Here is a 25,249-nt window from a genome sequence, read left to right on the forward strand (position 1 = left end):
AACGGATAAATCGAAAGAGGAGGAATTTAAAATGAAAAAAACAATAGCGGTATTGCCAGGAGACGGAATCGGACCAGAAGTAACAGATGCGGCGGTAAAAGTGCTGCAATCCATCGCAATGCGTTATGGACATACTTTTCATTTAAAGCACGCGTTAATCGGAGGCAGTGCAGTGGATGTGCATAACAACCCACTGCCTGACGAAACTATTGCCATTTGTGCGGCAAGCGACGCGATTCTCCTCGGTGCTGTCGGAGGTTCGAAATGGGATCAAAACCCGGCTCATCTTCGTCCAGAAAAAGGTTTGTTGAATATCCGGAAGCATTTCGATTTATTTGCAAATATCCGGCCGGTCAAAGCGGTACCTGCTTTGCTTGGTTCTTCCCCTCTAAAAGAAGAAGTGGCAAAAGAAGTGGATATGGTGATTGTGCGGGAACTGACAAGCGGCTTGTATTTCGGTGAACCGAAACGCCGGACAGAAAAAGCTGGAATTGATACACTCGTTTACACGCGTGAAGAAATTGAGCGGATTGTGGACCAGGCATTTGAACTTGCCCGCACGCGAAGAGGCAAAGTAACTTCAGTGGATAAAGCCAATGTGCTGGAAACGAGCAAGCTATGGCGTGAAGTGGTGGAAGAACGCAAAGCAGCTTATCCGGACGTGGAAGTGGAACATATGCTGGTCGATTCCGCAGCAATGAAACTAATTACAGATCCACGCCAGTTTGATGTAGTCGTCACTGAAAATATGTTTGGTGATATTTTAAGCGATGAAGCTTCGGTAATCACAGGATCTCTTGGCATGCTGCCATCAGCAAGCGTCCGTACAGATGGCTTTGGGCTTTACGAACCGGTACATGGTTCGGCTCCTGATATTGCTGGACAAAATAAAGCTAATCCATCAGCTGCAATTTTGTCGGCAGCGATGATGCTGCGCCATTCGTTCGGCATGCATTCGGAAGCGGCTGCAATTGAAGAAGCGGTAATGAGCGTGTTGGATGACGGATATTGTACAGGAGATTTGTCTCAAGAAGGCAAGCATGTGGTATCAACCGATCGATTTGTCACAAAAGTGATTGAGGAATTGGAAAGAGAATTTGTATCAGAACATATCATGTATTCTTATGTCTGATTGAAAGGAGTGGTTCGCATGGCGAAAACGATTATTGAAAAGATTTGGGAACAGCATATTGTATATGAAGAGCAAGGAAAGCCGGATCTCCTTTATATTGATCTTCATTTATTGCATGAAGTCACTTCGCCTCAGGCATTTGAAGGGCTTCGGCTGAATGGCCGTAAAGTGCGCCGGCCGGATTTATGCTTTGCGACGATGGACCATAATGTTCCAACGAGAAACCGGGAAACGATTACGGATCCAATTTCCCGAAAGCAAATTAAGACCCTCCAGCAAAATTGTGATGAATTTGGTGTTCCGCTTGCCGGCATTAATCATCCTGACCAAGGAATTGTCCATGTCATCGGACCGGAGCTGGGGCTTACGCAGCCAGGCAAAACAATTGTCTGCGGAGACAGCCATACTTCTACCCACGGGGCATTCGGCGCTTTGGCATTTGGCATCGGCACCAGTGAAGTAGAGCACGTCCTTTCAACACAGACTCTTTGGCAATCAAAACCGAAAACGATGGAAATTCGCATTGACGGTGAGTTAGGCTTCGGTGTTTCTGCAAAAGATGTAATTTTAGCGATTATCGCGAAGTTTGGTGTTGATATGGGAACTGGGCATATCGTGGAATATACAGGAGATGCAATTCGCAAGCTTTCTATGGAGGAGCGGATGACCATTTGCAATATGTCCATTGAAGCGGGTGCTCGTGCCGGGTTGATCAGTCCGGATGAAACGACTGTTGAATACTTGAGAGGCCGCAGACATGTGCCAAAAGATGAAGAGTTTGAACAGGCAGCTGCCCGGTGGAAAGCCTTAGCGACAGAAGAAGGGGCTACATACGATGTGTCGCTCAGCATTCATGCAGATGAAATTTCTCCTTTTGTTACTTGGGGAACAAATCCATCGATGGGATCAGGCATTGCAGGCCATGTACCTTACGAAGCGGACTATGACAAGCAAGCGGACCGCGATGCATTAAAGCAAGCTTTAGCTTATATGCAGCTGGAACAAGGAGCGCCATTATCTTCTATTGATATCCAGCATGTCTTTATCGGCTCCTGCACCAATGCACGCATTGGTGATTTAAGAGCTGCGAGTGCCATTGTCGAAGGGAAAAAAGTACATCCGTCGGTAACTGCTATTGTTGTTCCGGGATCAGAATCAGTGAAACGGGCAGCAGAAGCTGAAGGATTGGACAAGGTCTTCCTGGAAGCAGGATTTGAATGGCGGGAAACAGGATGCAGTATGTGTTTGGCGATGAACGAAGATTCTGTGCCTGCAGGCGAACGCTGCGCTTCCACTTCCAACCGAAATTTTGAAGGACGCCAAGGAGCGGGTTCTATGACGCATTTGGTCAGTCCGGTTATGGCGGCAGCTGCAGCAATTGAAGGCCATTTGACAGATGTCCGTAATTTCATGAAAGACCCCGTGCCAACAGCATAGAAGAAATGGAGACAAGGAGGCAGAGTACATGAAGCCGATCAATAAAATCACAAGCGTAATGACGCCGCTTGACCGAAAAAATGTGGATACGGACCAAATTATTTCTAAAGAGTTTCTAAAACGCATCGAACGCACCGGGTTCGGCAAATATTTGTTTTATCATTGGCGCTTCCATCAGGACGGCACACCGAGAGAAGACTTTGTCCTCAACGATCCGCGTTTCAAGGGCTCCGAAATTTTAGTCGCGCAAGAAAACTTTGGCTGCGGCTCTTCACGCGAACATGCTCCGTGGGCAATTCAAGATTATGGGTTTAATGTGGTGATAGCTCCTAGCTATGCAGATATCTTCTATAATAATTGTGTAAAAAACGGCATTTTGCCGATTCGGTTAACCGATCAAGAAGTAGATGAGCTGATCCAAAAAGGGCAAAAAGATAGTTTTCAGCTAGAAGTCAATTTGGATGAGCAGACGGTAACTGCACAGGACGGAAGCCGTTATGTATTTACAATAGATCCATATTGGAAAGAAATGCTGCTTAAAGGCTGGGATGAGATTGCTTTGACATTCCAATACGCTGACTACATCACAGCATATGAACAAAAACAGCAGCCAGTGTAATACCGGTTTATTATATAGTAGAAATCCTTCGCATATACAGCGAAGGATTTTTTTTGGCAGCCAAATCGCTGTAATTACGTCTATCTATTTTCTGAGTTTTTCTACTTTCAGCAATACTGGCTTTTGCGGTTGACATCCTTTTTGGGTTTTGTTAATTTTAAGTGTGTACTTTAACGCTTTAGCAAACTAAAGGAGATTATATATATGAATGCAGTAGTTATTGCCGTCTTGGTGATGTTAGTTTTAAGCTTGATGCGCGTCAATGTAGTATTCGCTTTATTGATTGGAGCGCTTGCGGGTGGCTTGAGTGGCGGCTTATCATTTATAGATACCGTTTCAGCGTATACAGATGGATTGGGAGCAGGAGCGACCATTGCGCTCAGTTATGCGATGCTCGGAGGATTTGCAGTAGCGATATCGCGCACCGGCATTCCTGAATTGCTTGTGTCAAAAGTTTTGAAGCTGGTCAATAAAGAAGGGGAAGCGACAAGAGAGAATTTAGCAAAGGCTTTAATTATCTTTGCGTTGCTTGTTATGGCGATTTTTTCGCAAAACTTAATCCCGATTCACATTGCATTTATCCCGTTATTAGTTCCGCCAATTTTACACATTTTAAATGAGCTGAGAATTGACCGCCGCTTGATTGCATCTGTGCTGACGTTTGGTTTAACAGCGCCTTATATTTTATTGCCATATGGCTTCGGATTGATTTTCCATGAAATCGTAGCAACGCAGATGGAGCTGGCAGGATTGCCGATCGATATGGCGGATATTCCGAAAGCGATGGCAATTCCGGTTGCTGGCATGGCCCTTGGTTTGGCGGTTGCTGTTTTCATTGCTTACCGGAAACCGAGAGATTATCATACGCATGTTAATACTATAGAAGAAACACCAAAAAAGGTGGCTTCGAAAAAAGATATCATCGTGACGGTTATCGCTTTGTTTGCTGCCCTGTACGGCCAGATCCAAACAGATTCAATGATCATCGGAGCACTTGCGGGGATTCTTGTGCTGTATATATTTGGAGCAATGAAATGGCGTGAAGCGGACGATATCTTAAGCGCTGGAATGCGTATGATGGCATTTATCGGGTTTGTTATGATTTCGGCTAATGGCTTTGCTGCTGTTATTCAAGCCACAGGAGCAGTCGAACCTCTCGTTGTCAGTGTTGCTGATGCATTTAATGGCAATAAAGGCATTGCAGCTTTCTTCATGTTAGTAGTAGGACTGTTAGTGACTATAGGAATCGGTTCTTCGTTTGCGACCATTCCAATTATTGCAGCGATTTTCGTTCCATTAAGTATGGAATTCGGATTCTCGACGATTGCCATCATTTCTTTGATCGGCACAGCGGGGGCATTAGGTGATGCTGGTTCTCCTGCGTCAGATTCAACATTAGGACCAACTGCAGGTTTGAATATCGACGGGCAACACAATCACATTTGGGATACGTGTGTGCCGACTTTTCTTCATTACAATATTCCGCTCGTCGTATTTGGTTGGCTTGCAGTAATGTTTTCGGCTTAAGAAAAAATGTTCGGACTTTTCTCGTATGAGTTGAATATCCGAAATATCCTGTTATACTAATAAAAGCGAATTGAAAAGAATTTCGTGGAAAGTCTTGCGGAATTCTTTTTTCTTATGTATAATGGTGAATGTTGGTCTTTGACTGCGATGAAGCGAGAGGTTACCGATACACCCGGCCGCTTTGCCATGGCGAGTGATTGGAAAATTTTCGTGGAGAATGTCTATCCAAAATAGGCGAAAAGGAGGGAAAGTAATGGCAAAACAGAAAATTCGTATCCGTTTAAAAGCATATGATCACAGAGTTCTAGATCAGTCTGCTGAGAAAATTGTAGAAACTGCAAAACGTTCAGGTGCAAGTGTATCGGGTCCGATCCCGTTGCCAACTGAAAAGTCAGTCTACACAATCTTGCGTTCTGTGCATATCTATAAAGATTCACGTGAGCAATTCGAAATGCGCACGCACAAACGTCTGATCGATATCGTTAACCCAACACCACAAACAGTTGACGCGTTAATGAAATTAGATTTACCATCTGGCGTCGACATTGAAATTAAACTTTAATCGGCAAACGAAATAGAAAAACTCAAATAATCACAGGAGGTGTGACAACATGACCAAAGGAATCTTAGGTAGAAAAATCGGTATGACGCAAGTTTTTGCTGAGAACGGTGATTTAATCCCTGTAACTGTAGTTGAAGCTGCTCCAAACGTAGTACTTCAAAAGAAAACAGTTGAGGTTGACGGCTACGAAGCAATCCAGTTAGGTTTTGAAGACAAGCGCGAAAAGCTTTCTAACAAACCAGCTAAAGGACACGTAGCAAAAGCGAACACTGCTCCTAAGCGCTTCATTCGCGAACTTCGCAATGTAAACTTAGCTGATTACGAGATTGGTCAGGAAGTCAAAGTAGATGTATTCGCAGAAGGCGATGTAGTAGATGTTACAGGAACAACAAAAGGTAAAGGTTTCCAAGGTGTTATTAAACGCCACGGACAATCACGCGGGCCAATGGCTCACGGTTCACGTTACCACCGCCGTCCTGGTTCAATGGGTCCGGTTGCTCCAAACCGCGTATTCAAACAGAAGAAATTGCCTGGTCAAATGGGTGGAACGACAATTACGATTCAAAACCTTCAGATCGTTAAGGTTGATGCTGAACGTAACTTGCTTCTAATCAAAGGTAATGTCCCTGGTTCACGCAAAGCATTGCTTCGCGTAAAATCAGCTATCAAATCGAAATAATATTTTTTTAGAGGAAGGAGGAAACACGAATGCCTAAAGTAGCTTTATTAAATCAAACAGGTTCACAAGTGGGCGACATCGAATTGAACGACTATGTATTCGGTATCGAGCCAAATGAAGCAGTGTTATTCGACGCAGTAATCGCGCAACGCGCATCACTTCGTCAAGGTAACCATAAAGTAAAAAATCGTTCTGAAGTAGCTGGTGGTGGTAAAAAGCCATGGCGCCAAAAAGGAACTGGGCGTGCTCGTCAAGGTTCGATCCGTTCACCACAATGGCGTGGAGGCGGTGTCGTATTTGGTCCAACACCACGTAGCTATAGCTATAAATTGCCTAAGAAAGTCCGTCGTTTAGCTCTTCGCTCTGCACTTTCATCAACTGTAGTTGGAGAAAACTTGATGGTACTTGAAGGGTTGACATTTGACGCACCAAAAACAAAAGCATTTACTCAATTGATCCAAGACCTTTCAATTGGTAAAAAAGCTTTGTTCGTAACTGCTGATCCGGATGAAAACGTAGCATTATCTGCTCGCAACATTCAAGGTATGACAGTGGTAGCAGCAACTGGTATCAACGTTTTAGATTTGCTTGGACATGACAAAGTTGTTATGACTAAAGCAGCAGTAGAGAAAATTGAGGAGGTGCTTAGTTAATGGAAGCACGTGATATTTTAAAGCGTCCGGTCATTACTGAGCGTTCTTCTGAAGTAATGGCAGATAAGAAGTACACTTTCGAAGTGGACACTCGCGCTAACAAAACACAAGTAAAACATGCTGTTCAAGACATCTTCGGAGTTCAAGTTGAGAAAGTCAACATCATGAACTACAAAGGGAAATTCAAACGCATGGGCAAACATGCAGGCTACACTAACAAACGCCGCAAAGCGATCGTTAAATTGACTGCTGACTCTAAAGACATCGAATTGTTCGAAATTTAATTTCTATAAGTTCTTAAAGAACTACTAACGAAGGAGGGAAACAACGTGGGGATTAGAAAATATAAACCTACCACTAACGGTCGTCGTAACATGACTACTTCAGATTTCGTTGAAATCACAACGAACAAGCCTGAAAAATCGCTTCTACAACCAACTAGACGTAAAGGCGGCCGTAATAACCAAGGTAAAATCACTGTACGCCATCACGGTGGTGGACATAAACGCCAATACCGTGTCATCGATTTCAAACGTAACAAAGATGGCATTCCAGGACGCGTTGCTACAATCGAGTACGATCCAAACCGTTCTGCAAACATCGCATTAATTCACTACGCTGACGGAGAAAAACGTTACATCTTGGCTCCTAAAGGAATCGAAGTTGGAACGCAAATCATGTCAGGCGTTGAAGCTGATATCAAACCAGGTAACGCACTTCCGTTATTGAACATTCCAATGGGTTCTACAATCCATAACATTGAATTGAAGCCAGGTGCCGGCGGACAACTAGTACGCTCTGCAGGAACTTCAGCTCAAGTTCTTGGTAAAGAAGGAAAATACGTAACAGTTCGTTTGCAATCAGGCGAAGTTCGTATGATTCTTGCTACTTGCCGCGCAACTATCGGTGCTGTAGGTAACGAACAGCACGAATTGATCAACATTGGTAAAGCAGGACGCTCTCGCTGGTTAGGCAAACGCCCAACAGTCCGCGGATCTGTAATGAACCCTAACGATCACCCACACGGTGGTGGTGAAGGACGTTCGCCAATCGGACGTAAATCACCAATGTCTCCATGGGGCAAACCGACTCTTGGATACAAAACACGCAAGAAAACGAACAAGTCAGATAAGTTCATCGTGCGTCGTCGTAAAAAATAATTTGATTCCGCTACGGTTCAGCATAAGAACCGTGGTGCAATCACGAAGGGAGGATCCCAAATGGGCCGCAGCTTGAAAAAAGGACCTTTTGTTGACGATCATCTTATGAAAAAAGTTGAAGCACAAAAGGATTCTGAGAAAAAACAAGTGATTAAAACTTGGTCTCGCCGTTCTACAATTTTCCCGACATTCATCGGACAAACAATTGCAGTATACGATGGCCGTAAGCACATCCCTGTATACGTAACTGAAGATATGGTAGGCCATAAACTAGGAGAATTTGCTCCAACGCGCAAATACGCTAGTCATGGTGCAGACGATAAGAAAACAAGACGTTAATTGAGAGGAGGATTTCCCCATGCAAGCAAAAGCTGTTGCTAGAACAGTACGTATTGCTCCTCGTAAAGTCCGTTTAGTAGTAGATTTAATCCGAGGCAAGCAAATTGGCGAAGCCGTTGCGATTTTAAAACACACTCCAAAAGCATCATCGATTGTTATTGAGAAGTTATTAAAATCTGCAGCTGCTAACGCTGAACATAACTACGAAATGAACCTGGACAACTTGATCGTAAGCGAAGTATTCGTTGACGAAGGTCCAACATTAAAACGTTTCCGTCCACGTGCAATGGGACGCGCAAGCGCAATCAACAAACGTACAAGCCACATCACATTAGTGGTATCTGAGAAGAAGGAGGGATAATTCGTGGGACAAAAAATACATCCAATCGGGATGCGTATCGGAATCATTCGTGACTGGGAGTCAAAATGGTACGCTGAAAAAGACTATGCGACACTTCTTCACGAAGATATTAAAATCCGTGAATACATCGAAGCACGTTTGAAAGAAGCATCAGTTTCAAAAATTGAAATTGAACGCGCTGCAAACCGTGTCAACGTAACGATTCACACTGCGAAACCAGGTATGGTAATTGGTAAAGGTGGTTCTGAAGTAGAAGTACTTCGCAAGCAACTTAACACTATGACTGGCAAGCGTGTACACATCAACATCATCGAAATCAAAAGAGCTGACCTTGATGCGAGACTAGTTGCTGAAAGCGTAGCACGTCAATTGGAAAACCGCGTGTCTTTCCGCCGTGCACAAAAACAAGCAATCCAACGCACTATGCGTTCTGGCGCTAAAGGGATCAAAACTCAAGTATCTGGACGTCTAGGCGGCGCTGACATTGCGCGTGCTGAACACTACAGTGAAGGCACTGTTCCGCTCCATACGCTACGCGCTGACATCGATTATGCGCATGCTGAAGCAGACACTACTTATGGTAAGCTTGGCGTAAAAGTATGGATCTACCGCGGTGAAGTCCTTCCAACTAAGAAGAAATCTGAGGAAGGAGGCAAATAATATGTTAATGCCTAAACGCGTTAAATATCGTCGTGAGCACCGCGGAAAGATGCGCGGAGAAGCTAAAGGCGGCAAAGAAATCGCATTCGGTGAATTTGGTCTCCAAGCTTTAGAATCATCTTGGATCACAAACCGCCAAATCGAAGCAGCACGTATTTCCATGACTCGTTACATGAAACGTGGCGGTAAAGTATGGATCAAAATTTTCCCGCATAAGCCATATACGAAAAAGCCTCTTGAGGTTCGTATGGGATCCGGTAAAGGTTCGCCTGAAGGCTGGGTAGCGGTTGTTAAAACAGGTAAAATTATGTTTGAACTTGCAGGAGTATCTGAAGAAGTGGCACGCGAAGCATTGCGCCTTGCATCTCACAAACTTCCGATTAAAACGAAGTTCGTAAAACGTGAAGAAATTGGTGGTGAATCGAATGAAAGCTAATGAAATCCGTGACTTAACCACTGCTGAAATCGAACAAAAAGTGAAATCACTGAAAGAAGAGCTTTTCAACCTTCGCTTCCAATTGGCTACTGGTCAATTAGAAAACACTGCTCGCATCCGCGAAGTTCGTAAAGCGATTGCGCGTATGAAAACTGTGATTCATGAAAGAGAAATCAGTGGCAATAACTGATAATTCGAGAGGAGGTTTGCAAGTATGACTGAGCGTAACCAACGCAAAGTATACACAGGCCGTGTTGTGTCTGACAAAATGGACAAAACCGTTACAGTAATGGTTGAAACTCAAAAGAAGCACGCACTTTATGGCAAACGTGTAAAATACTCTAAGAAATTTAAAGCTCATGACGAGCTAAACGAAGCGAAAATGGGCGACATCGTTCGTATCATGGAAACTCGTCCGCTATCAGCTACAAAACGTTTCCGCGTAGTGGAAATTGTAGAAAAAGCGGTTATTATCTAATTTAAATAAGTTCGGAACCTAAGAAATTCCGGAGGGAGGTAACCTAAGTGATCCAACAGGAAAGTCGTTTAAAAGTTGCAGACAACTCGGGTGCTCGTGAAGTACTAGCGATTAAAGTACTTGGTGGTTCTGGTCGTAAGACTGCAAACATCGGAGACGTAATCGTTTGTACCGTGAAGAAAGCAACACCAGGTGGCGTTGTTAAGAAGGGTGAAGTCGTTAAGGCTGTCATCGTTCGCACGAAAAGCGGAGCTCGCCGTAAAGACGGTACTTACATCAAATTTGATGAAAATGCATGTGTTATCATTCGTGACGACAAAGGTCCACGCGGAACACGTATTTTCGGACCTGTTGCACGCGAACTACGCGACAACAGCTTCATGAAGATCGTTTCACTTGCTCCTGAAGTTCTTTAATAAATCAATGTGCCATACCAAGGAGGTGCGACAGAATGCATGTTAAAAAAGGCGATACAGTTAAGGTGATCTCAGGTAAAGATAAAGGCAAAACAGGTGTTGTTTTAGCTGCTCTACCTAAGAAAGACCGCGTGCTTGTTGAAGGTGTCAACATCATCAAGAAGCATACAAAACCGAACCAGGCAAACCCACAAGGTGGAATTGTCAGCCAAGAAGCAGCAATTCACGTTTCTAACGTTATGTTACTTGACCCTAAATCCGGCGAGCCGACTCGTGTAGGATATAAGGTTGAAGATGGTAAAAAAGTTCGTGTTGCAAAAAAATCCGGTGAAAAATTAGATAAATAAAATTCCTGAATGAAGGGAGGTACACACATGAACCGCCTAAAAGAAAAATATGTGAATGAAATCACTCCTGCTCTAGTGAGCAAGTTTGAATATAAATCAGTAATGCAAACTCCAAAAGTTGATAAAATTGTTGTCAACATGGGTGTTGGTGAAGCTGTTCAAAACACTAAGTCTCTTGACTCGGCTGTTGAAGAATTACAAACGATCACTGGTCAAAAACCAGTTATTACTAAAGCTAAGAAATCTATCGCTGGTTTCCGTCTTCGTGAAGGAATGCCAATCGGATGTAAAGTTACACTACGCGGAGAGCGTATGTACGACTTCCTGGATAAATTAATTGCTATCTCACTTCCACGTGTACGTGACTTCCGTGGCGTTTCGAAAAAATCTTTCGACGGACGCGGCAACTACACACTTGGTGTGAAAGAACAATTGATCTTCCCTGAAATCGATTATGATAAAGTTTCTAAAGTACGCGGTATGGACATCGTAATTGTAACAACTGCGAACTCTGATGAAGAAGCTCGTGAGTTATTAACACAATTCGGAATGCCGTTCCAAAAGTAAACGTGAGGGAGGCGTAAACGTGGCTAAAAAATCTATGATCGCAAAACAAAAACGCACGCCAAAGTTTAAAGTACAAGAGTACACACGCTGTGAAAGATGCGGACGTCCGCATTCAGTATTACGCAAATTTAAACTTTGCCGTATTTGTTTCCGTGAACTTGCATATGTGGGACAAATTCCTGGCGTCAAAAAAGCCAGCTGGTAATCCCCTAATTTGGGAAGGAGGTAAAAGTAATGACAATGACAGATCCGATTGCAGATATGCTGACACGCATTCGTAATGCGAACATGGTACGTCACGAGAAATTAGAGCTTCCGGCTTCTAATATGAAAAAAGACATCGCTGAAATTCTTAAGCGTGAAGGTTTCGTCCGTGACGTTGAATATGTTGAAGACGACAAACAAGGCATGATCCGGATTTTCTTAAAATACGGAGCTAACAACGAACGCGTTATTACTGGATTGAAACGTATTTCAAAACCAGGATTGCGTGTATACGCTAAAACTAATGAGGTGCCACGCGTACTAAACGGTTTAGGAATCGCTTTAGTATCGACATCACAAGGATTAGTAACTGATAAAGAAGCCCGCGCGAAACAAATCGGCGGAGAAATTATAGCATACGTTTGGTAAGAGACAACAAACGAATGGAGGTGCAACAGAATGTCACGTGTAGGTAAAAAACCAATCGAGGTTCCTGCAAACGTTACGATCACAGTTGGAGACAACAATGTCGTAACTGTTAAAGGTCCTAAAGGCGAGTTGACTCGCACATTTAACAAAGATATCGCAATTACACAAGAAGAAAACGTGCTAACTCTAACACGTCCTTCAGATTCAAAAGAACACCGCACAATTCACGGTACAACTCGTGCTTTGCTAGCGAACATGGTTCTAGGAGTTTCTGAAGGGTTCGAGCGTGTGCTTGAATTAGTTGGTGTTGGTTACCGTGCGCAATTACAAGGGCAAAAATTGGTTCTTAACGTTGGTTACTCTCACCCGGTAGAATTTACTCCGGAAGAAGGAGTTTCAGTTGAAGTTCCAGCTAACACTCGCGTAATCGTTAAAGGTATTGACAAAGAACGTGTTGGAGCACTTGCTTCAAACATCCGCCAAGTACGTCCGCCAGAGCCATATAAAGGCAAAGGGATTCGTTACGAAGGGGAAAAAGTTCGCCGCAAAGAAGGTAAAACAGGTAAATAATGCTGCTTAGGCAGTCTGAAAGGAGTGACCTCAGTGATTACGAAACTCGATAAAAACGCATCTCGTAAAAAACGTCATGCTCGTGTACGTTCTAAAATCACGGGTACAGCATCACGCCCGCGTTTAAACGTATTCCGTTCAAATAAATACATTTATGCACAATTGATCGATGACGTAAATGGTGTAACACTAACTAGCGCATCATCAATGGAAAAAGACTTCGAAGGTTCAACAGGAAATCTTGAAGCTGCAGCAAAAGTTGGCGAAACTATCGCAAAACGCGCTGTAGAACAAGGATTCACATCGATTGTTTTTGACCGCGGTGGTTATTTATATCATGGACGTGTTAAAGCTCTTGCAGAAGCTGCACGTGAAAATGGTTTACAATTTTAAAAGAAGGAGGGACACATTTCATGCGTCGTATTGATCCAAACAAACTTGAACTTGAAGAACGCGTAGTTACGATTAACCGCGTAGCGAAAGTTGTAAAAGGTGGACGTCGTTTCCGTTTCTCCGCATTAGTTGTTGTAGGCGACAAAAATGGTAATGTCGGTTTTGGTACTGGTAAAGCACAAGAAGTTCCAGATGCAATCCGTAAAGCTATTGAAGATGCGAAGAAAAACCTAATCGAAGTACCTATGGTTAAAGGTACAACTCCACATCTAGTAATCGGCCGCTTCGGTGCTGGCCAAATTCTTATCAAACCTGCTTCACCAGGTACTGGAGTAATTGCAGGCGGACCTGTCCGTGCGGTACTTGAACTTGCTGGAGTACAAGACATCTTGTCTAAATCTTTGGGTTCAAACACACCAATCAACATGGTACGTGCAACTATCAACGGTTTAACTCAACTGAAAAGTGCTGATGAAGTTGCAAAACTTCGCGGCAAAACTACAGCAGAGCTATTAGGATAAGGAGGGAAAATTACATGGCTACTAAACTAGAAATTACCCTCACAAAATCTGTGATCGGTGCCAAACCGACACAACGTAAAGTTGTTCAATCACTTGGACTTCGCAAAATGCATCAAACAGTTGAGCAGCAAGACAATGCAGCCGTTCGCGGTATGCTTGATAAAGTCGCTCACTTAGTAACTATTAAAGAAGTTTAATCCCTGATTTCTATAGAAGGAGGTGCCAACCAAATGAAACTTCATGAATTAAAACCAGCAGAAGGTTCACGCAGTTCTAGAAAGCGTATCGGACGCGGTATCGGTTCAGGTACTGGTAAAACAGCAGGTAAAGGTCATAAAGGTCAAAACGCACGTTCAGGCGGCGGAGTTCGCCCTGGATTCGAGGGTGGACAAAACCCATTGTTCCGTCGTTTGCCTAAACGCGGATTTACAAACATTAACCGCAAAGACTACGCTATTGTGAACCTTGATGTATTGAACCGTTTCGACGAAGGCACAGAAATTACACCTGCATTGCTTATCGAATCAGGTGTTGTGAGCAACGAACGTTCTGGAATCAAGATTCTGGGCAATGGTAGCTTAGAGAAGAAACTGACTGTTAAAGCTCACAAATTCTCTGGATCAGCTAAAGAAGCTATTGAAGCTGCCGGTGGACAAACCGAGGTGCTTTAATGTTTCAGACAATCTCCAATTTTATGCGCGTGACTGATATTCGAAATAAAATTTTCTTTACATTACTGATGCTCGTCATTTTTCGTCTCGGAACTTTCATTCCGGTGCCGAATGTCGATGCGGATGTACTGCAAGCTACCGATCAAGCTGGCTTGATTGGATTCTTAAATACTTTCGGTGGAGGCGCCCTTGCTAACTTTTCGATTTTAGCGATGGGAATCATGCCATACATTACAGCGTCAATCATCGTGCAATTATTGCAGATGGACGTTGTACCGAAATTTGCTGAGTGGGCGAAACAAGGGGAAGTCGGAAGACGGAAACTTGCTCAATTCACTCGCTACTTCACAATTGTACTTGCCTTTATACAAGCGATCGGAATGTCTTACGGGTTCAACCAAATTTATGGTGGAACTTTAATACAGAACGATACGATTGCAACTTATGCAGTCATCGCGATTGTTTTAACAGGCGGTACAGCTTTTCTACTGTGGCTTGGTGAGCAGATTACGGCAAAAGGTGTGGGGAACGGTATTTCGATTATCATCTTCGCTGGGATTGTCGCTGCAATACCTGGAGCTATCAACCAATTATATGCACAGCAGATTGAAGGAGCTGGAGATCAACTCCCGATTAATCTTGCCATCATGGCATTGCTAGCATTAGCAGTTGTTGCTGTTACTGTTTTGGTTATCTATGTACAGCAAGCGCTGCGCAAAATTCCAATCCAGTATGCAAAACGTGTTGCAGGCCGCGGCCAAACAACAAGTGCACAACAAACGCATTTACCTTTGAAAGTGAACTCGGCTGGGGTTATTCCGGTAATCTTCGCAGTGGCGTTCATTATTACGCCACAAACCATCGCTTCTTTCTTTGGCGCCAACGCGTTTACGGATGCAGTACAGAATACGTTTGATTACACTCGACCTGTCGGCATGATCATTTATGTCGCTTTGATCGTGGCATTCACGTACTTCTATGCATTCATTCAGGTAAATCCTGAAAACATGTCGGACAACTTGAAAAAGCAAGGTGCTTATATTCCAGGAATCCGTCCGGGAAAAAATACACAAGATTATTTAACAAGTGTGTTATACCGTTTAACATTTGTCGGCGCTATTTTCCTTGCAGTCATTGCTGTTATGCCAATCTTTTTCATCAACCTTGCGGGCTTGCCCCAATCGGCTCAAATTGGCGGTACTAGTTTATTGATCATCGTAGGGGTTGCGCTCGAAACAATGAAACAACTGGAATCACAACTTGTTAAACGTCATTATAAAGGCTTTATGAAATAATCAAGGGTCCTGGGAACGCAAGACGTTTCTTGTCTACTTGTCTGAGGGGGCAAAACCGTATGAATATCGTATTAATGGGTCTACCTGGTGCCGGCAAAGGCACTCAAGCAGACAGAATTGTTGAGAAGTACGACATCCCTCATATTTCTACAGGTGATATGTTCCGTGCTGCTATCAAAGGCGGTACGAAACTAGGCTTGGAAGCAAAATCGTTCATGGATAAAGGGGCATTAGTGCCTGATGAAGTGACTATCGGTATCGTCCGTGAGCGTCTTAGCGCAGTGGATTGTGCAGAAGGCTTTCTACTAGATGGCTTTCCGCGTACAGTCCCACAAGCTGAAGCGCTGGAATCTCTTCTTGCTGATCTTGGCAAAAGAATCGAGCATGTCGTAAACATCCAAGTTGAACAAGATGAACTTGTTAAACGCTTAACAGGACGTCGGATTTGCAAAGTATGTGGAACTGCTTACCATCTAGTGTTTAACCCGCCTCAAGTTGAAGGTGTGTGCGACAAAGACGGCGGCGAACTATACCAGCGCGAAGACGACAATCCTGAAACCGTCACAAACCGTTTAGAAGTAAACATTAAACAAACACAACCGCTTCTTGATTTCTATGAAAGCAAAGGCGTGTTGAAAAATATAGATGGACAGCAGGACATTCAAAAAGTATTTGCTGACATTGATGCTCTTCTAAAGGGCGACCGAGGCTAATCCCCGGCGCCGGGCGCAGTTAGTTGCCTCCATGTGGCTTTAAGGAGCACCGGAGATATGAATTTTCGAGAGCTGCAAAAGCAAACAAGGCTTATTATATGAAGTCCGGTGCAGAGTTCGCAATGTGCAATTCAGCACTGGAAATAGTATAATGGGTTTCGTGGAAGCATCTGTGTAACGGGTTTGGAACTCATCCAAGGCAGTCCGGACGGTCGAGGAAACATGAGTCAGACTGGATAAACCGGATTACCCCCTCTCCGCAACTTGCGGGCAGTGGAACTCGGAGACTGTCTTTCGAATGTCACTCATGCATTCCTGGTGAATGAATATAATATAACTATTCAATCAGCAAATACTGTTTGAAGATGAGAACCTGATTTGTATACAGAAGGGAGACTGGGTCGATGGCGAAAGACGATGTAATTGAAATTGAAGGAACAGTCGTTGAGACTTTGCCTAACGCGATGTTTAAAGTGGAATTGGAGAACGGCCATACGATTCTTGCTCATGTATCAGGCAAGATCCGCATGCACTTCATCCGCATTCTGCCAGGAGATAAAGTAACAGTGGAACTTTCTCCTTATGATTTAACACGCGGTCGTATCACATACCGTTTTAAATAATCTTTTGCACTCCGGACTACTAAGGAGGTTGGGTTAGATGAAAGTGAGACCATCTGTAAAACCGATCTGTGAAAAATGTAAAGTTATTCGCAGAAACGGTAAAGTAATGGTAATCTGTGAAAATCCGAAACATAAACAAAGACAAGGCTAATATGAAGGAGGTGCATCATACACATGGCACGTATTGCTGGTGTTGACATTCCGCGCGACAAACGCGTTGTTATTTCATTAACTTACATTTTTGGTGTTGGTAAAACTACTGCTCAGAAAGTACTTGCTTCTGCTGGTATCTCTGAAGATACTCGCGTACGCGATCTTACTGAAGACGAGTTGAACAATATCCGTGAACAATTAGACCAATACAAAATCGAAGGTGACCTTCGCCGTGAAGTATCTTTAAACATCAAACGCTTGATGGAAATTGCTAGCTTCCGGGGAATCCGCCACCGTCGTGGACTGCCTGTACGCGGTCAAAATACGAAGAACAATGCGCGTACGCGTAAAGGTCCTCGTAAAACAGTTGCGAACAAGAAAAAATAATCAGTAAAGGAGGTTTCTTCTTAACATGGCACGTAAACAACAAACTCGTAAGCGTCGTGTGAAAAAGAATATCGAATCTGGTATTGCTCACATCCGCTCAACATTTAACAACACAATTGTTACGATTACAGATATGCAAGGTAACGCAGTATCTTGGTCAAGCGCAGGTGCACTAGGATTTAGAGGTTCACGTAAATCTACACCTTTCGCTGCTCAAATGGCTGCTGAAACCGCTGCTAAAACTTCAATCGAACACGGTCTTAAAACTTTAGAAGTTACAGTTAAAGGTCCTGGTTCAGGTCGTGAGGCTGCTATCCGTGCGCTTCAAGCTGCCGGACTAGAAGTTACAGCTATCAAAGATGTAACTCCAGTACCTCATAACGGTTGCCGTCCACCAAAACGCCGCCGCGTGTAATCGTTAATCTGAATAGGATTTTTGAACATCACGACTTACTGAACGTGTTCCGAATTGTAGCGAAAGTCTGTGACTATCGAATTCTTGATGAAACGAAAAAAACACCGACGTTTTGAAGGAGGGTAAAATGAATGCTCGAAATAGAAAAACCAAAAATTGAAACGGTCGAGATCGACAGCAATTCCAAATTCGGAAAATTTGTTGTTGAACCACTTGAACGTGGATATGGAACCACTTTAGGGAACTCCTTACGTCGAATCTTACTTTCATCTTTACCAGGCGCTGCTGTTACTTCGATTCAAATTGACGGTGTATTGCACGAATTCTCCACTGTTGAAGGTGTAGAAGAAGATGTGGCCTCTATCATTTTGAATATTAAGAAACTGGCTCTGAAGATTTACTCTGACGAAGAAAAAGTCATTGAAATTGATGTCAAAGGTGATGGAACGGTTACGGCTGCAGATATCACGCACGATAGTGATGTTGAAATTCTGAATCCAGATTTATATATAGCAACAATCGCTAAAGGCGGCCACCTCCGTATGCGCATGTATGCGAACAGAGGCCGTGGATATGCTCGGGCTGATCAAAACAAACGTGATGATTTACCTATTGGTGTGATCCCGATTGATTCTATTTATACTCCTGTTTCACGTGTTAACTTCCAAGTAGAAAATACACGAGTGGGTCAACTCGCTAATTTCGATAAATTATCTCTTGATGTTTGGACAGATGGCAGCATTGGTCCAAAAGAGGCAATTGCACTTGGTGCTAAAATCTTTACTGAGCATTTAAATATCTTCGTAGGATTGACAGATGAGGCACAAACGGCTGAAATCATGGTTGAAAAAGAAGAAGACCAAAAAGAAAAAGTTTTAGAGATGACTATCGAAGAACTTGATCTTTCGGTTCGATCTTACAACTGCTTAAAACGCGCGGGTATTAACACAGTACACGAGCTGGCAAGCAAGTCAGAAGACGACATGATGAAAGTGCGCAACCTCGGACGCAAATCACTTGAAGAAGTTAAAGTGAAGTTAGAAGATCTAGGGCTAGGGCTTCGCAAAGAAGACTGAACACTAGTAATCTGATCCGAACTATTTAACAAAGGAGGGAAACTTCAATGAGAAAGCTTCAACGTACAAGTTCTCAACGTAAAGCACTATTACGTGACCTTACAACAGACTTAATCGTACATGAGCGCATTCAAACGACTGAAGCTCGTGCGAAAGAAGTGCGTTCAACTGTAGAAAAAATGATTACGCTTGGCAAACGTGGGGATCTTCACGCACGCCGCAAAGCTGCAGCATACATTCGCCGTGAGCTAGTAACATCTACTGACGCAGAAGGTAACGAAAACACAATCTTTGCTTTGCAAAAATTGTTTGATGACGTTGCACCACGCTACGCAGAGCGCCAAGGCGGTTATACTCGCATCATGAAAATGGGGCCTCGTCGCGGAGACGGCGCACCAATCGTAATTATTGAACTAGTTTAATTTGAATCAACAGGTTCAAATTAAAGCCTTTGGCTGCAATATGCTGAGGCACAATTGATTTATTTGAAGAGGGTTCATGCCCTCTTCTTTTAGCATTATGATTTATACGACATATATGAAAAGCTGAGTGTTATGATGAGCGAGCCTTTAAGGCGGCGTCTTGTCTAGCTCTACGCACCTCATTCAACCCCGGCTTAAGCAATCGGGGGAAGCCATAGACAGAAAAGCGCATTTCTCTGAATGAGGTGCGCGCTTTTTTTATTTATTTTACATATGCTTATAAAACCGAGTAGAGTAGAGATTAGAGTAGGATCAGAGGAGGTTAGCTGAGATGAATTCGATCATTATGTCATTTGAAGATGTGACATTTACATATATGCCAGAAGATGAAACGGTAAGGCCAGCAGTAGCGGACCTGTCTTTCTCAATCGAAGAAGGACAGTGGATTGCTTTAGTCGGCCATAATGGCTCTGGTAAATCGACGATTGCCAAATTAATGAACGGGTTGCTGTTTCCTGGAAAAGGCAAAGTTGAAGCGATGGGCCAGACGATGTCAGAGGAAAGTTTATGGAACATCCGCTCTCAGATGGGAATGGTGTTTCAAAATCCCGACAATCAATTTGTAGGGGCTACTGTTCAGGATGATGTAGCTTTTGCGCTAGAAAATAATGGAGTGCCACACGAAGATATGGTGATTCGGGTAAAAGAATCTTTGCGTCAAGTCAAAATGGAAGATTACTTGGATCATGAACCGCACCACCTTTCGGGCGGACAGAAGCAGCGAGTGGCGATAGCAGGTGCCCTGGCTTTAAGGCCAAGGCTTTTGATCCTGGATGAAGCGACTTCCATGCTTGATCCGCAAGGACGCATGGAAGTTATCGAAACGATTCGTGAATTGCGGGAAGAAACAGGGCTAACGGTTATTTCGATTACCCATGACTTGGAAGAAGCTGCCCTTGCAGACCGCATCATTGTCATGAACGCAGGACAAAAGCACAAAGAAGGTACGCCGGAAGAAGTGTTTTTATCCGGCAACGAATTAACAAAGCTCGGCTTGGATTTGCCTTTTGCGATGCGGATGACGCATTTGCTAAGAGAAGCAGGAATCCAAGTTCATGGAGAACATATGACAGAAGACGAGCTGGTGGAGGATTTATGGACATTTTACTCCGAGAAGTAGGATATAGTTATGCAGTGAATACGCCTTTCGAGAAAAGAGCCTTGCACAATGTCAATTTACACATCCCTTCAGGGTCTTACACAGCGGTGATTGGTCATACGGGATCTGGGAAATCAACAGTCTTGCAGCATTTGAATGCTTTGCTGAAACCGACTGAAGGGACCGTAGTCATCGGGGAACAGCAGATTGAAGCAAAGACAAAAGCTAAAAATTTGCGTGGAATCCGCCGGCAAGTAGGAATTGTTTTTCAGTTTCCAGAACAGCAGCTGTTTGATGAAACTGTTTTAAAAGATATTATGTTTGGTCCATTGAATTATGGGGTCTCTGAAGAAGAAGCGAGCCGGCGCGCGCATGAATTGGTCGAGCAGCTTGGATTACCGCCGGAAGTATTGCAGAAATCGCCGTTTGATTTATCGGGAGGTCAGATGCGCCGTGTCGCAATTGCTGGCGTGCTGGCTATGGATCCTGAAGTCCTGGTGCTTGATGAGCCAACTGCCGGTTTGGACCCTAGAGGACGCCGGGAGATCATGGACTTGTTCCATCAGCTTCATATACAGAAAGGCTTAACCACGGTGCTCGTAACTCACAGCATGGAAGATGCAGCCCGTTACGCAGATCAAGTGGCTATTATGCATAATGGGAAATGTGTTGCGAGCGGAGAGCCAAGAGAAATTTTTGCGAATGAAGAACAATTGCTGGACTATCGCTTAGAACCCCCGCGTACCGTACGGCTCCAACGGAAGTTCGAAGAAAAGATGGGCATTAAACTGGACGGGATTTCCCTGACAGAAGAAGCGCTGGCAAAAAAATTGGCGCTGGCGCTTTCGGAAGGAAGTGAGTCCGAATGATGGAAAAAATGATTTTTGGCCGCTTTATTCCGGGAAATTCGTTTATCCACCGATTGGATCCTCGAGCAAAAATCCTATTCGTTTTCATTTTTATTGGAATCGTCTTTGTCGCGAATAACACTTTGACTTATTTAGTTTTGCTGTCATTCACGTTTTTTATCGTATTTTTATCAAAGATCCGTTTGTATTTCCTTGTGAACGGGTTGAAGCCGGTCTTTATTCTATTGATATTTACATTCCTTTTGCATATTTTCTTTACAAAAGAGGGAGACGTTCTATTTAGTTTCGGCTTTATTGAAATATATGAGGAAGGTTTGCGGCAAGGGATATTCATCTCTATTCGATTTTTGGTGCTTGTGTTCATCACCAGTATTCTAACGCTCACCACTTCTCCGATATCTATAACGGATGGTATTGAAGTGCTGCTTGGACCATTTAAACGGTTTAAGCTGCCGGTCCATGAACTGGCATTGATGATGTCCATATCGCTGCGGTTTATTCCAACGTTGATGGATGAGACGGGCAAGATTTTAAAAGCACAAATGGCACGAGGGTCAGATATCGGCTCAGGTCCGGTAAAAGAACGCATCAAGGCGGTAGTGCCGCTGCTGATTCCGTTGTTTGTCAGCGCCTTTAAGCGGGCAGAAGATCTGGCAACAGCGATGGAAGTCCGAGGATACCGTGGCGGCGCCGGCAGAACACGGTACCGCCAACTGGATTGGCGGATAAAGGATACATTGAGCTTAGTAATGCTGATCGGCTTAACGGCAGTGCTCTGGTATTTCCGCACGTAAGGAGAGAACTATGAAACGATATAAAGCGAAAATTGCTTATGACGGTTCCGGCTTTGCCGGGTATCAGATCCAGCCGGAATCACGGACGGTACAGCAGGAATTGATGACGGTGTTAAAGAGAATCCATAAAGGCGAATCCATTCAAGTTGTGGCAAGCGGCCGCACCGATGCAAAAGTGCACGCTACAGGACAGGTGATCCATTTTGACAGTCCTCTTGAAATTCCGTTAAGCGGGTGGCTGAAAGCACTCAATGTCTTATTGCCTGAAGATATCCGGGTGCACGGTATTGAAGAAGTGGATTCCTCTTTTCATGCCAGGTATCATACGAGCGGGAAAACTTATCGCTATAAATGGGACCGCAGCAAAATTATCAGTCCGTTTACACGAAATTACCTGGTGCATGTAAAACAGCAGCCGGATGTTGCTCAAATGAGGATTGCAGCAGAAGCGATTCTTGGAACTCATGATTTCTCCAGTTTTTGCGCAGCCAATACAGGAGTCGTAGATAAAGTTCGGACTGTTCGCTGTCTGGAGCTTGAAGAACACGGAGAAGAATTGCATATGGTCATCGAAGGATCAGGTTTTCTATACAACATGGTGCGGATTATCGCCGGCACGTTAATGGAAGTAGGAATCGGCAGAAGAGATGCTTCAGAGCTGGCGGAAATCGTCAGAGCGGCAGACCGCAGCAAAGCTGGAAAAACCGCAGCACCCCATGGTTTATACCTCGAAAATGTGGAGTATGAAAGCTGAAACAACTTTTCCAGGTGTTTTTGGAAAAACCCTTGACTTTAGAGTTCATCCGTTATATGATGATGTATGGTATTTTCATTACCCCCACGATATGCCCCGGAAGGTTATTAGTGTTAAGGGATAACGAAAAAACGGAACAACGGAACGAACATGCAACAAAGGAACAACGGAACATGATTATAAAAGAGATGATATTTTAGGAGGACAATATACATGCGTACAACATTCATGGCTAAAGGTCACGAAGTAGAGCGTAAATGGTTAGTTGTCGATGCAGAAGGGCAAACTCTTGGTCGTTTGGCTTCTGAAGTCGCTTCAATCCTACGCGGTAAATACAAACCAACATTCACACCAAACGTTGACACAGGTGATCACGTGATCATCATCAACGCTGAAAAGATTCACCTTACTGGTAACAAATTAGCTGACAAAATCTACTACCGCCACACTCAATACACAGGTGGTTTGAAACAACGTACAGCTCTTGAAATGCGTACAAAATACCCTACAAAAATGCTTGAATTGGCTATTAAAGGGATGCTTCCTAAAAACACTTTAGGTCGCCAACAGTTCAAAAAATTACACGTTTATGCTGGTCCAGAACATAACCACCAAGCACAACAACCAGAAGCTTACACACTTCGCGGATAATCATTAGTAAATAAGAGGAGGATACACCTTTGGCACAAGTTCAATATATCGGTACAGGTCGCCGTAAAAACTCAACAGCTCGCGTACGTCTAGTACCTGGCGACGGCACAATTACAATCAACAACCGTGACGTATCGGATTACGTTCCATACGAAACGCTTGAGCAAATCATCAAACAACCACTAGTAGCTACTGAAACTCTAGGAAGCTATGACGTACTTGTAAACGTAAGAGGCGGCGGCTTCACAGGTCAAGCTGGAGCAGTACGCCACGGAATTGCACGCGCTCTACTTACTGTAGACCCTGCTTTCCGCCCAGCATTAAAATCTGCTGGATTGCTAACTCGTGACCCACGTATGAAAGAACGTAAGAAACCAGGTCTTCGTTCAGCTCGTCGTGCACCACAGTTCTCAAAACGTTAATTTTACAGAAAACCCCTTTTCTCTCCGGAGAAGAGGGGTTTTGTTTGTTTTGTGAGAGTTTTGGACGGAACGGTGTTTTGTTTTTCAACGTCCAATCCCTAGAGCTGCTTCCGCTTTACTGTAAAAGACAGAATAGATTTAAAATGAAAATGTCTATGGTATACTTTAGGGTGAGCAAAAGTGATAGGGAGTGTAGGATATGTTAACTGAAGTACAAGTTCGCGAGTTACTCGGAGAGTTACAAGATCCGTTTTTACATAGATCGCTGACGGAAACAAACGGCATAACGTCTGTGAAAATAAAAGAAGAAAAAAATCACGTAAGTGTTAAATTGGCCATTGCAAAAACGAATACGCCTGAACAAATGCAATTGCAAATGAAAGTGGTTGATGTACTCAAAGGAGCGGGGGCGGGTTCAGTCGGAATTCGATTTGAAGACCTGGCACCGGAGGCGCTGGCTCAGTTCCGTGGAACTGCGAGCGAATCAGAAGCACAGGATTTACTTTCTCCTTTGAATAAAGTGGAATTTATTTCGATTGCCAGCGGAAAAGGCGGAGTCGGAAAATCAACAGTTTCCGTTAACTTGGCGATTGCCCTTGCACGCCTTGGCAAGAAAGTCGGTTTGATTGATGCGGACATCTATGGATTTAGTGTTCCGGATATGATGGGAATTGATAAAGTTCCTGTGGTCCGTGGAGATACGATTATTCCGGTCGAGCGCTTTGGCGTGAAAGTCATTTCAATGGGCTTCTTTGTGGAAGATAATATGCCTGTAGTATGGCGTGGGCCAATGCTAGGAAAAGTTCTGGATCAATTTTTCCGTGACGTGGAATGGGGAGATCTCGACTATCTACTATTGGACTTGCCACCAGGAACAGGCGATGTAGCATTGGATATCCACCAGATGCTTCCGGCATCCAAAGAGATCGTTGTTACCACTCCGCATCCAACGGCTGCTTTTGTAGCTGCGCGTGCTGGCGCTATGGCGATTCAAACAGACCACGAAGTACTAGGGGTTATCGAGAACATGTCTTGGTTTGAGAGCCAAGAAACAGGCAAAAAAGAATATCTATTTGGCCAAGGCGGCGGCCCAAAACTTGCTGAAGAATTGCAAGTGCCTTTGCTTGGACAAATTCCTTTAGGACAACCAGATTGGAATGAAGCAGACTTTGCTCCATCGGTGTACTTGGAAGACCATCCAACAGGAAAAATTTATGGTGAAATTGCGGAACAGATTCTTGCTCAATTCGCTAAAAAATAAAATCAAAAGCCCGGAAGGGTAGTGCACCCCAAAAGTTAGAGTCCAAATCTAACTTTTGGGGTGTTTTTTATATGGCAAAATATAGTGAAGGTTT

The 25,249-nt window shown here is 43.8% G+C and carries 40 protein-coding genes; all 40 read left to right on the top strand.

The annotated features are described in order from the left end of the window. Nucleotides 1–31: 31 nt before the first annotated feature. Complete coding sequence (leuB, locus tag AC3AQ9_RS19250) at nt 32–1,132, top strand: 3-isopropylmalate dehydrogenase (protein ID WP_488309107.1); 1,101 nt, start codon at nt 32–34, stop codon at nt 1,130–1,132. Between the two features lie 18 nt (nt 1,133–1,150). Further along, entirely contained in the window at nt 1,151–2,569 is a 1,419-nt protein-coding gene (leuC, locus tag AC3AQ9_RS19255) for a 3-isopropylmalate dehydratase large subunit (protein ID WP_488309108.1), read from the top strand. A 28-nt stretch (nt 2,570–2,597) separates the two neighbouring features. Further along, nucleotides 2,598–3,188 (top strand): 3-isopropylmalate dehydratase small subunit, encoded by a 591-nt coding sequence (gene leuD / locus AC3AQ9_RS19260; RefSeq protein WP_488309109.1) that lies wholly within the window; start codon nt 2,598–2,600, stop codon nt 3,186–3,188. A 204-nt stretch (nt 3,189–3,392) separates the two neighbouring features. Next, a complete protein-coding gene (locus tag AC3AQ9_RS19265) occupies nt 3,393–4,715 on the top strand; it encodes a Na+/H+ antiporter family protein (protein ID WP_488309110.1) in 1,323 nt (440 codons plus the stop codon). A gap of 253 nt (nt 4,716–4,968) precedes the next feature. After that, nucleotides 4,969–5,277, top strand: coding sequence for a 30S ribosomal protein S10 (rpsJ, locus tag AC3AQ9_RS19270; protein WP_036803896.1), 309 nt, complete (start codon nt 4,969–4,971; stop codon nt 5,275–5,277). Between the two features lie 49 nt (nt 5,278–5,326). Next, on the top strand, nt 5,327–5,956 hold the full coding sequence (rplC, locus tag AC3AQ9_RS19275) for a 50S ribosomal protein L3 (RefSeq protein ID WP_488309111.1): 630 nt from the start codon (nt 5,327–5,329) through the stop codon (nt 5,954–5,956). A gap of 29 nt (nt 5,957–5,985) precedes the next feature. After that, nucleotides 5,986–6,609: a 50S ribosomal protein L4 gene (gene rplD, locus AC3AQ9_RS19280; protein WP_488309112.1), complete on the top strand. Its 624-nt coding sequence runs from the start codon at nt 5,986–5,988 to the stop codon at nt 6,607–6,609. Continuing rightward, nucleotides 6,609–6,893: a 50S ribosomal protein L23 gene (gene rplW, locus AC3AQ9_RS19285; protein ID WP_300990959.1), complete on the top strand. Its 285-nt coding sequence runs from the start codon at nt 6,609–6,611 to the stop codon at nt 6,891–6,893. The genes rplD and rplW overlap by 1 nt, the downstream gene beginning before the upstream one ends. Nucleotides 6,894–6,938: 45 nt before the next feature. Continuing rightward, nucleotides 6,939–7,769, top strand: coding sequence for a 50S ribosomal protein L2 (gene rplB / locus AC3AQ9_RS19290; protein WP_488309113.1), 831 nt, complete (start codon nt 6,939–6,941; stop codon nt 7,767–7,769). Between the two features lie 60 nt (nt 7,770–7,829). After that, nucleotides 7,830–8,108: a 30S ribosomal protein S19 gene (gene rpsS, locus AC3AQ9_RS19295; RefSeq protein WP_006828932.1), complete on the top strand. Its 279-nt coding sequence runs from the start codon at nt 7,830–7,832 to the stop codon at nt 8,106–8,108. A 19-nt stretch (nt 8,109–8,127) separates the two neighbouring features. Further along, nucleotides 8,128–8,469, top strand: coding sequence for a 50S ribosomal protein L22 (gene rplV, locus AC3AQ9_RS19300; RefSeq protein WP_300990961.1), 342 nt, complete (start codon nt 8,128–8,130; stop codon nt 8,467–8,469). A gap of 3 nt (nt 8,470–8,472) precedes the next feature. Further along, the gene (gene rpsC, locus AC3AQ9_RS19305) at nt 8,473–9,129 is read left to right on the top strand and encodes a 30S ribosomal protein S3 (RefSeq protein ID WP_071152057.1); all 657 of its coding nucleotides are present in this window, start codon (nt 8,473–8,475) and stop codon (nt 9,127–9,129) included. Between the two features lies 1 nt (nt 9,130). Further along, a complete protein-coding gene (gene rplP, locus AC3AQ9_RS19310) occupies nt 9,131–9,565 on the top strand; it encodes a 50S ribosomal protein L16 (protein ID WP_052654124.1) in 435 nt (144 codons plus the stop codon). Next, on the top strand, nt 9,555–9,755 hold the full coding sequence (gene rpmC / locus AC3AQ9_RS19315) for a 50S ribosomal protein L29 (RefSeq protein WP_036803912.1): 201 nt from the start codon (nt 9,555–9,557) through the stop codon (nt 9,753–9,755). The genes rplP and rpmC overlap by 11 nt, the downstream gene beginning before the upstream one ends. Before the next feature lie 24 nt (nt 9,756–9,779). Further along, nucleotides 9,780–10,043 (top strand): 30S ribosomal protein S17, encoded by a 264-nt coding sequence (gene rpsQ, locus AC3AQ9_RS19320; RefSeq protein WP_488309114.1) that lies wholly within the window; start codon nt 9,780–9,782, stop codon nt 10,041–10,043. Nucleotides 10,044–10,090: 47 nt separating this feature from the next. Continuing rightward, nucleotides 10,091–10,459: a 50S ribosomal protein L14 gene (gene rplN, locus AC3AQ9_RS19325; RefSeq protein WP_052654106.1), complete on the top strand. Its 369-nt coding sequence runs from the start codon at nt 10,091–10,093 to the stop codon at nt 10,457–10,459. A gap of 35 nt (nt 10,460–10,494) precedes the next feature. Next, on the top strand, nt 10,495–10,806 hold the full coding sequence (gene rplX / locus AC3AQ9_RS19330) for a 50S ribosomal protein L24 (RefSeq protein WP_488309115.1): 312 nt from the start codon (nt 10,495–10,497) through the stop codon (nt 10,804–10,806). 27 nt (nt 10,807–10,833) lie between these two features. Next, a complete protein-coding gene (gene rplE, locus AC3AQ9_RS19335; protein ID WP_300990963.1) occupies nt 10,834–11,373 on the top strand; it encodes a 50S ribosomal protein L5 in 540 nt (179 codons plus the stop codon). Between the two features lie 19 nt (nt 11,374–11,392). Beyond that, the gene (rpsN, locus tag AC3AQ9_RS19340; RefSeq protein ID WP_006828941.1) at nt 11,393–11,578 is read left to right on the top strand and encodes a 30S ribosomal protein S14; all 186 of its coding nucleotides are present in this window, start codon (nt 11,393–11,395) and stop codon (nt 11,576–11,578) included. 29 nt (nt 11,579–11,607) lie between these two features. Further along, nucleotides 11,608–12,006 (top strand): 30S ribosomal protein S8, encoded by a 399-nt coding sequence (rpsH, locus tag AC3AQ9_RS19345; protein WP_488309116.1) that lies wholly within the window; start codon nt 11,608–11,610, stop codon nt 12,004–12,006. Between the two features lie 30 nt (nt 12,007–12,036). Then, entirely contained in the window at nt 12,037–12,576 is a 540-nt protein-coding gene (gene rplF, locus AC3AQ9_RS19350) for a 50S ribosomal protein L6 (protein WP_488309117.1), read from the top strand. A 33-nt stretch (nt 12,577–12,609) separates the two neighbouring features. Further along, nucleotides 12,610–12,969, top strand: coding sequence for a 50S ribosomal protein L18 (gene rplR, locus AC3AQ9_RS19355; RefSeq protein WP_488309118.1), 360 nt, complete (start codon nt 12,610–12,612; stop codon nt 12,967–12,969). Nucleotides 12,970–12,989: 20 nt separating this feature from the next. Next, nucleotides 12,990–13,490 (top strand): 30S ribosomal protein S5, encoded by a 501-nt coding sequence (rpsE, locus tag AC3AQ9_RS19360; protein ID WP_488309119.1) that lies wholly within the window; start codon nt 12,990–12,992, stop codon nt 13,488–13,490. A gap of 14 nt (nt 13,491–13,504) precedes the next feature. Beyond that, nucleotides 13,505–13,687 carry a 50S ribosomal protein L30 gene (gene rpmD / locus AC3AQ9_RS19365; RefSeq protein ID WP_488309120.1) on the top strand — a complete coding sequence of 61 codons (183 nt, stop codon included), beginning with the start codon at nt 13,505–13,507 and terminating at the stop codon, nt 13,685–13,687. A gap of 33 nt (nt 13,688–13,720) precedes the next feature. After that, nucleotides 13,721–14,161 (top strand): 50S ribosomal protein L15, encoded by a 441-nt coding sequence (gene rplO / locus AC3AQ9_RS19370; RefSeq protein WP_052654087.1) that lies wholly within the window; start codon nt 13,721–13,723, stop codon nt 14,159–14,161. Continuing rightward, nucleotides 14,161–15,456 carry a preprotein translocase subunit SecY gene (gene secY / locus AC3AQ9_RS19375; protein ID WP_488309121.1) on the top strand — a complete coding sequence of 432 codons (1,296 nt, stop codon included), beginning with the start codon at nt 14,161–14,163 and terminating at the stop codon, nt 15,454–15,456. The genes rplO and secY overlap by 1 nt, the downstream gene beginning before the upstream one ends. Nucleotides 15,457–15,515: 59 nt before the next feature. Then, nucleotides 15,516–16,169 carry an adenylate kinase gene (locus AC3AQ9_RS19380; RefSeq protein WP_488309122.1) on the top strand — a complete coding sequence of 218 codons (654 nt, stop codon included), beginning with the start codon at nt 15,516–15,518 and terminating at the stop codon, nt 16,167–16,169. 404 nt (nt 16,170–16,573) lie between these two features. Continuing rightward, nucleotides 16,574–16,792, top strand: coding sequence for a translation initiation factor IF-1 (infA, locus tag AC3AQ9_RS19385; RefSeq protein ID WP_006828950.1), 219 nt, complete (start codon nt 16,574–16,576; stop codon nt 16,790–16,792). Nucleotides 16,793–16,829: 37 nt separating this feature from the next. Further along, complete coding sequence (gene rpmJ, locus AC3AQ9_RS19390; RefSeq protein ID WP_006828951.1) at nt 16,830–16,943, top strand: 50S ribosomal protein L36; 114 nt, start codon at nt 16,830–16,832, stop codon at nt 16,941–16,943. Nucleotides 16,944–16,966: 23 nt separating this feature from the next. Then, complete coding sequence (gene rpsM / locus AC3AQ9_RS19395) at nt 16,967–17,332, top strand: 30S ribosomal protein S13 (RefSeq protein WP_488309123.1); 366 nt, start codon at nt 16,967–16,969, stop codon at nt 17,330–17,332. Nucleotides 17,333–17,357: 25 nt separating this feature from the next. Then, nucleotides 17,358–17,747, top strand: a complete 390-nt coding sequence (gene rpsK / locus AC3AQ9_RS19400; protein ID WP_006828953.1) for a 30S ribosomal protein S11 — start codon at nt 17,358–17,360, stop codon at nt 17,745–17,747. 131 nt (nt 17,748–17,878) lie between these two features. Then, complete coding sequence (locus AC3AQ9_RS19405) at nt 17,879–18,823, top strand: DNA-directed RNA polymerase subunit alpha (RefSeq protein WP_437151736.1); 945 nt, start codon at nt 17,879–17,881, stop codon at nt 18,821–18,823. Between the two features lie 47 nt (nt 18,824–18,870). Further along, complete coding sequence (gene rplQ / locus AC3AQ9_RS19410) at nt 18,871–19,245, top strand: 50S ribosomal protein L17 (protein WP_036803955.1); 375 nt, start codon at nt 18,871–18,873, stop codon at nt 19,243–19,245. A gap of 331 nt (nt 19,246–19,576) precedes the next feature. Next, entirely contained in the window at nt 19,577–20,425 is an 849-nt protein-coding gene (locus AC3AQ9_RS19415) for an energy-coupling factor ABC transporter ATP-binding protein (RefSeq protein WP_488309124.1), read from the top strand. Then, nucleotides 20,401–21,273, top strand: a complete 873-nt coding sequence (locus AC3AQ9_RS19420; protein ID WP_488309125.1) for an energy-coupling factor ABC transporter ATP-binding protein — start codon at nt 20,401–20,403, stop codon at nt 21,271–21,273. Before AC3AQ9_RS19415 ends, AC3AQ9_RS19420 begins: the two co-directional genes overlap by 25 nt. Then, on the top strand, nt 21,270–22,067 hold the full coding sequence (locus tag AC3AQ9_RS19425) for an energy-coupling factor transporter transmembrane component T family protein (protein WP_488309126.1): 798 nt from the start codon (nt 21,270–21,272) through the stop codon (nt 22,065–22,067). Before AC3AQ9_RS19420 ends, AC3AQ9_RS19425 begins: the two co-directional genes overlap by 4 nt. A 10-nt stretch (nt 22,068–22,077) precedes the next feature. Further along, nucleotides 22,078–22,821: a tRNA pseudouridine(38-40) synthase TruA gene (gene truA / locus AC3AQ9_RS19430; RefSeq protein WP_488309127.1), complete on the top strand. Its 744-nt coding sequence runs from the start codon at nt 22,078–22,080 to the stop codon at nt 22,819–22,821. A 213-nt stretch (nt 22,822–23,034) separates the two neighbouring features. Next, on the top strand, nt 23,035–23,472 hold the full coding sequence (gene rplM, locus AC3AQ9_RS19435) for a 50S ribosomal protein L13 (protein WP_488309128.1): 438 nt from the start codon (nt 23,035–23,037) through the stop codon (nt 23,470–23,472). Nucleotides 23,473–23,501: 29 nt separating this feature from the next. Further along, on the top strand, nt 23,502–23,894 hold the full coding sequence (gene rpsI, locus AC3AQ9_RS19440) for a 30S ribosomal protein S9 (RefSeq protein ID WP_036803984.1): 393 nt from the start codon (nt 23,502–23,504) through the stop codon (nt 23,892–23,894). A 199-nt stretch (nt 23,895–24,093) separates the two neighbouring features. After that, a complete protein-coding gene (gene salA / locus AC3AQ9_RS19445) occupies nt 24,094–25,155 on the top strand; it encodes an iron-sulfur carrier protein/transcriptional regulator SalA (protein ID WP_488309129.1) in 1,062 nt (353 codons plus the stop codon). The last annotated feature ends 94 nt before the right edge of the window (nt 25,156–25,249 follow it).

It is taken from the genome of Planococcus sp. VCh962 (assembly GCF_057748275.1).

Bases quoted from the DNA above. Each gene is read 5' to 3' on its own strand.
- AC3AQ9_RS19405 (WP_437151736.1), top strand. From the start codon at position 17,879: ATGCTCGAAATAGAAAAACCAAAAATTGAAACGGTCGAGATCGACAGC.
- salA (WP_488309129.1), top strand. From the start codon at position 24,094: ATGTTAACTGAAGTACAAGTTCGCGAGTTACTCGGAGAGTTACAAGAT.
- rpsM (WP_488309123.1), top strand. From the start codon at position 16,967: ATGGCACGTATTGCTGGTGTTGACATTCCGCGCGACAAACGCGTTGTT.
- rpmC (WP_036803912.1), top strand. From the start codon at position 9,555: ATGAAAGCTAATGAAATCCGTGACTTAACCACTGCTGAAATCGAACAA.
- rplW (WP_300990959.1), top strand. From the start codon at position 6,609: ATGGAAGCACGTGATATTTTAAAGCGTCCGGTCATTACTGAGCGTTCT.
- rplD (WP_488309112.1), top strand. From the start codon at position 5,986: ATGCCTAAAGTAGCTTTATTAAATCAAACAGGTTCACAAGTGGGCGAC.
- secY (WP_488309121.1), top strand. From the start codon at position 14,161: ATGTTTCAGACAATCTCCAATTTTATGCGCGTGACTGATATTCGAAAT.
- rpsK (WP_006828953.1), top strand. From the start codon at position 17,358: ATGGCACGTAAACAACAAACTCGTAAGCGTCGTGTGAAAAAGAATATC.
- rpmJ (WP_006828951.1), top strand. From the start codon at position 16,830: ATGAAAGTGAGACCATCTGTAAAACCGATCTGTGAAAAATGTAAAGTT.
- rpsH (WP_488309116.1), top strand. From the start codon at position 11,608: ATGACAATGACAGATCCGATTGCAGATATGCTGACACGCATTCGTAAT.
- leuD (WP_488309109.1), top strand. From the start codon at position 2,598: ATGAAGCCGATCAATAAAATCACAAGCGTAATGACGCCGCTTGACCGA.
- AC3AQ9_RS19265 (WP_488309110.1), top strand. From the start codon at position 3,393: ATGAATGCAGTAGTTATTGCCGTCTTGGTGATGTTAGTTTTAAGCTTG.
- leuB (WP_488309107.1), top strand. From the start codon at position 32: ATGAAAAAAACAATAGCGGTATTGCCAGGAGACGGAATCGGACCAGAA.
- rplF (WP_488309117.1), top strand. From the start codon at position 12,037: ATGTCACGTGTAGGTAAAAAACCAATCGAGGTTCCTGCAAACGTTACG.
- AC3AQ9_RS19415 (WP_488309124.1), top strand. From the start codon at position 19,577: ATGAATTCGATCATTATGTCATTTGAAGATGTGACATTTACATATATG.
- AC3AQ9_RS19420 (WP_488309125.1), top strand. From the start codon at position 20,401: ATGGACATTTTACTCCGAGAAGTAGGATATAGTTATGCAGTGAATACG.
- rplX (WP_488309115.1), top strand. From the start codon at position 10,495: ATGCATGTTAAAAAAGGCGATACAGTTAAGGTGATCTCAGGTAAAGAT.
- rplV (WP_300990961.1), top strand. From the start codon at position 8,128: ATGCAAGCAAAAGCTGTTGCTAGAACAGTACGTATTGCTCCTCGTAAA.
- rplC (WP_488309111.1), top strand. From the start codon at position 5,327: ATGACCAAAGGAATCTTAGGTAGAAAAATCGGTATGACGCAAGTTTTT.
- infA (WP_006828950.1), top strand. From the start codon at position 16,574: ATGGCGAAAGACGATGTAATTGAAATTGAAGGAACAGTCGTTGAGACT.
- rplE (WP_300990963.1), top strand. From the start codon at position 10,834: ATGAACCGCCTAAAAGAAAAATATGTGAATGAAATCACTCCTGCTCTA.
- truA (WP_488309127.1), top strand. From the start codon at position 22,078: ATGAAACGATATAAAGCGAAAATTGCTTATGACGGTTCCGGCTTTGCC.
- leuC (WP_488309108.1), top strand. From the start codon at position 1,151: ATGGCGAAAACGATTATTGAAAAGATTTGGGAACAGCATATTGTATAT.
- rplO (WP_052654087.1), top strand. From the start codon at position 13,721: ATGAAACTTCATGAATTAAAACCAGCAGAAGGTTCACGCAGTTCTAGA.
- rplM (WP_488309128.1), top strand. From the start codon at position 23,035: ATGCGTACAACATTCATGGCTAAAGGTCACGAAGTAGAGCGTAAATGG.
- rpsE (WP_488309119.1), top strand. From the start codon at position 12,990: ATGCGTCGTATTGATCCAAACAAACTTGAACTTGAAGAACGCGTAGTT.
- rpmD (WP_488309120.1), top strand. From the start codon at position 13,505: ATGGCTACTAAACTAGAAATTACCCTCACAAAATCTGTGATCGGTGCC.
- rpsS (WP_006828932.1), top strand. From the start codon at position 7,830: ATGGGCCGCAGCTTGAAAAAAGGACCTTTTGTTGACGATCATCTTATG.
- AC3AQ9_RS19380 (WP_488309122.1), top strand. From the start codon at position 15,516: ATGAATATCGTATTAATGGGTCTACCTGGTGCCGGCAAAGGCACTCAA.
- rpsJ (WP_036803896.1), top strand. From the start codon at position 4,969: ATGGCAAAACAGAAAATTCGTATCCGTTTAAAAGCATATGATCACAGA.
- AC3AQ9_RS19425 (WP_488309126.1), top strand. From the start codon at position 21,270: ATGATGGAAAAAATGATTTTTGGCCGCTTTATTCCGGGAAATTCGTTT.
- rplP (WP_052654124.1), top strand. From the start codon at position 9,131: ATGTTAATGCCTAAACGCGTTAAATATCGTCGTGAGCACCGCGGAAAG.
- rplQ (WP_036803955.1), top strand. From the start codon at position 18,871: ATGAGAAAGCTTCAACGTACAAGTTCTCAACGTAAAGCACTATTACGT.
- rpsQ (WP_488309114.1), top strand. From the start codon at position 9,780: ATGACTGAGCGTAACCAACGCAAAGTATACACAGGCCGTGTTGTGTCT.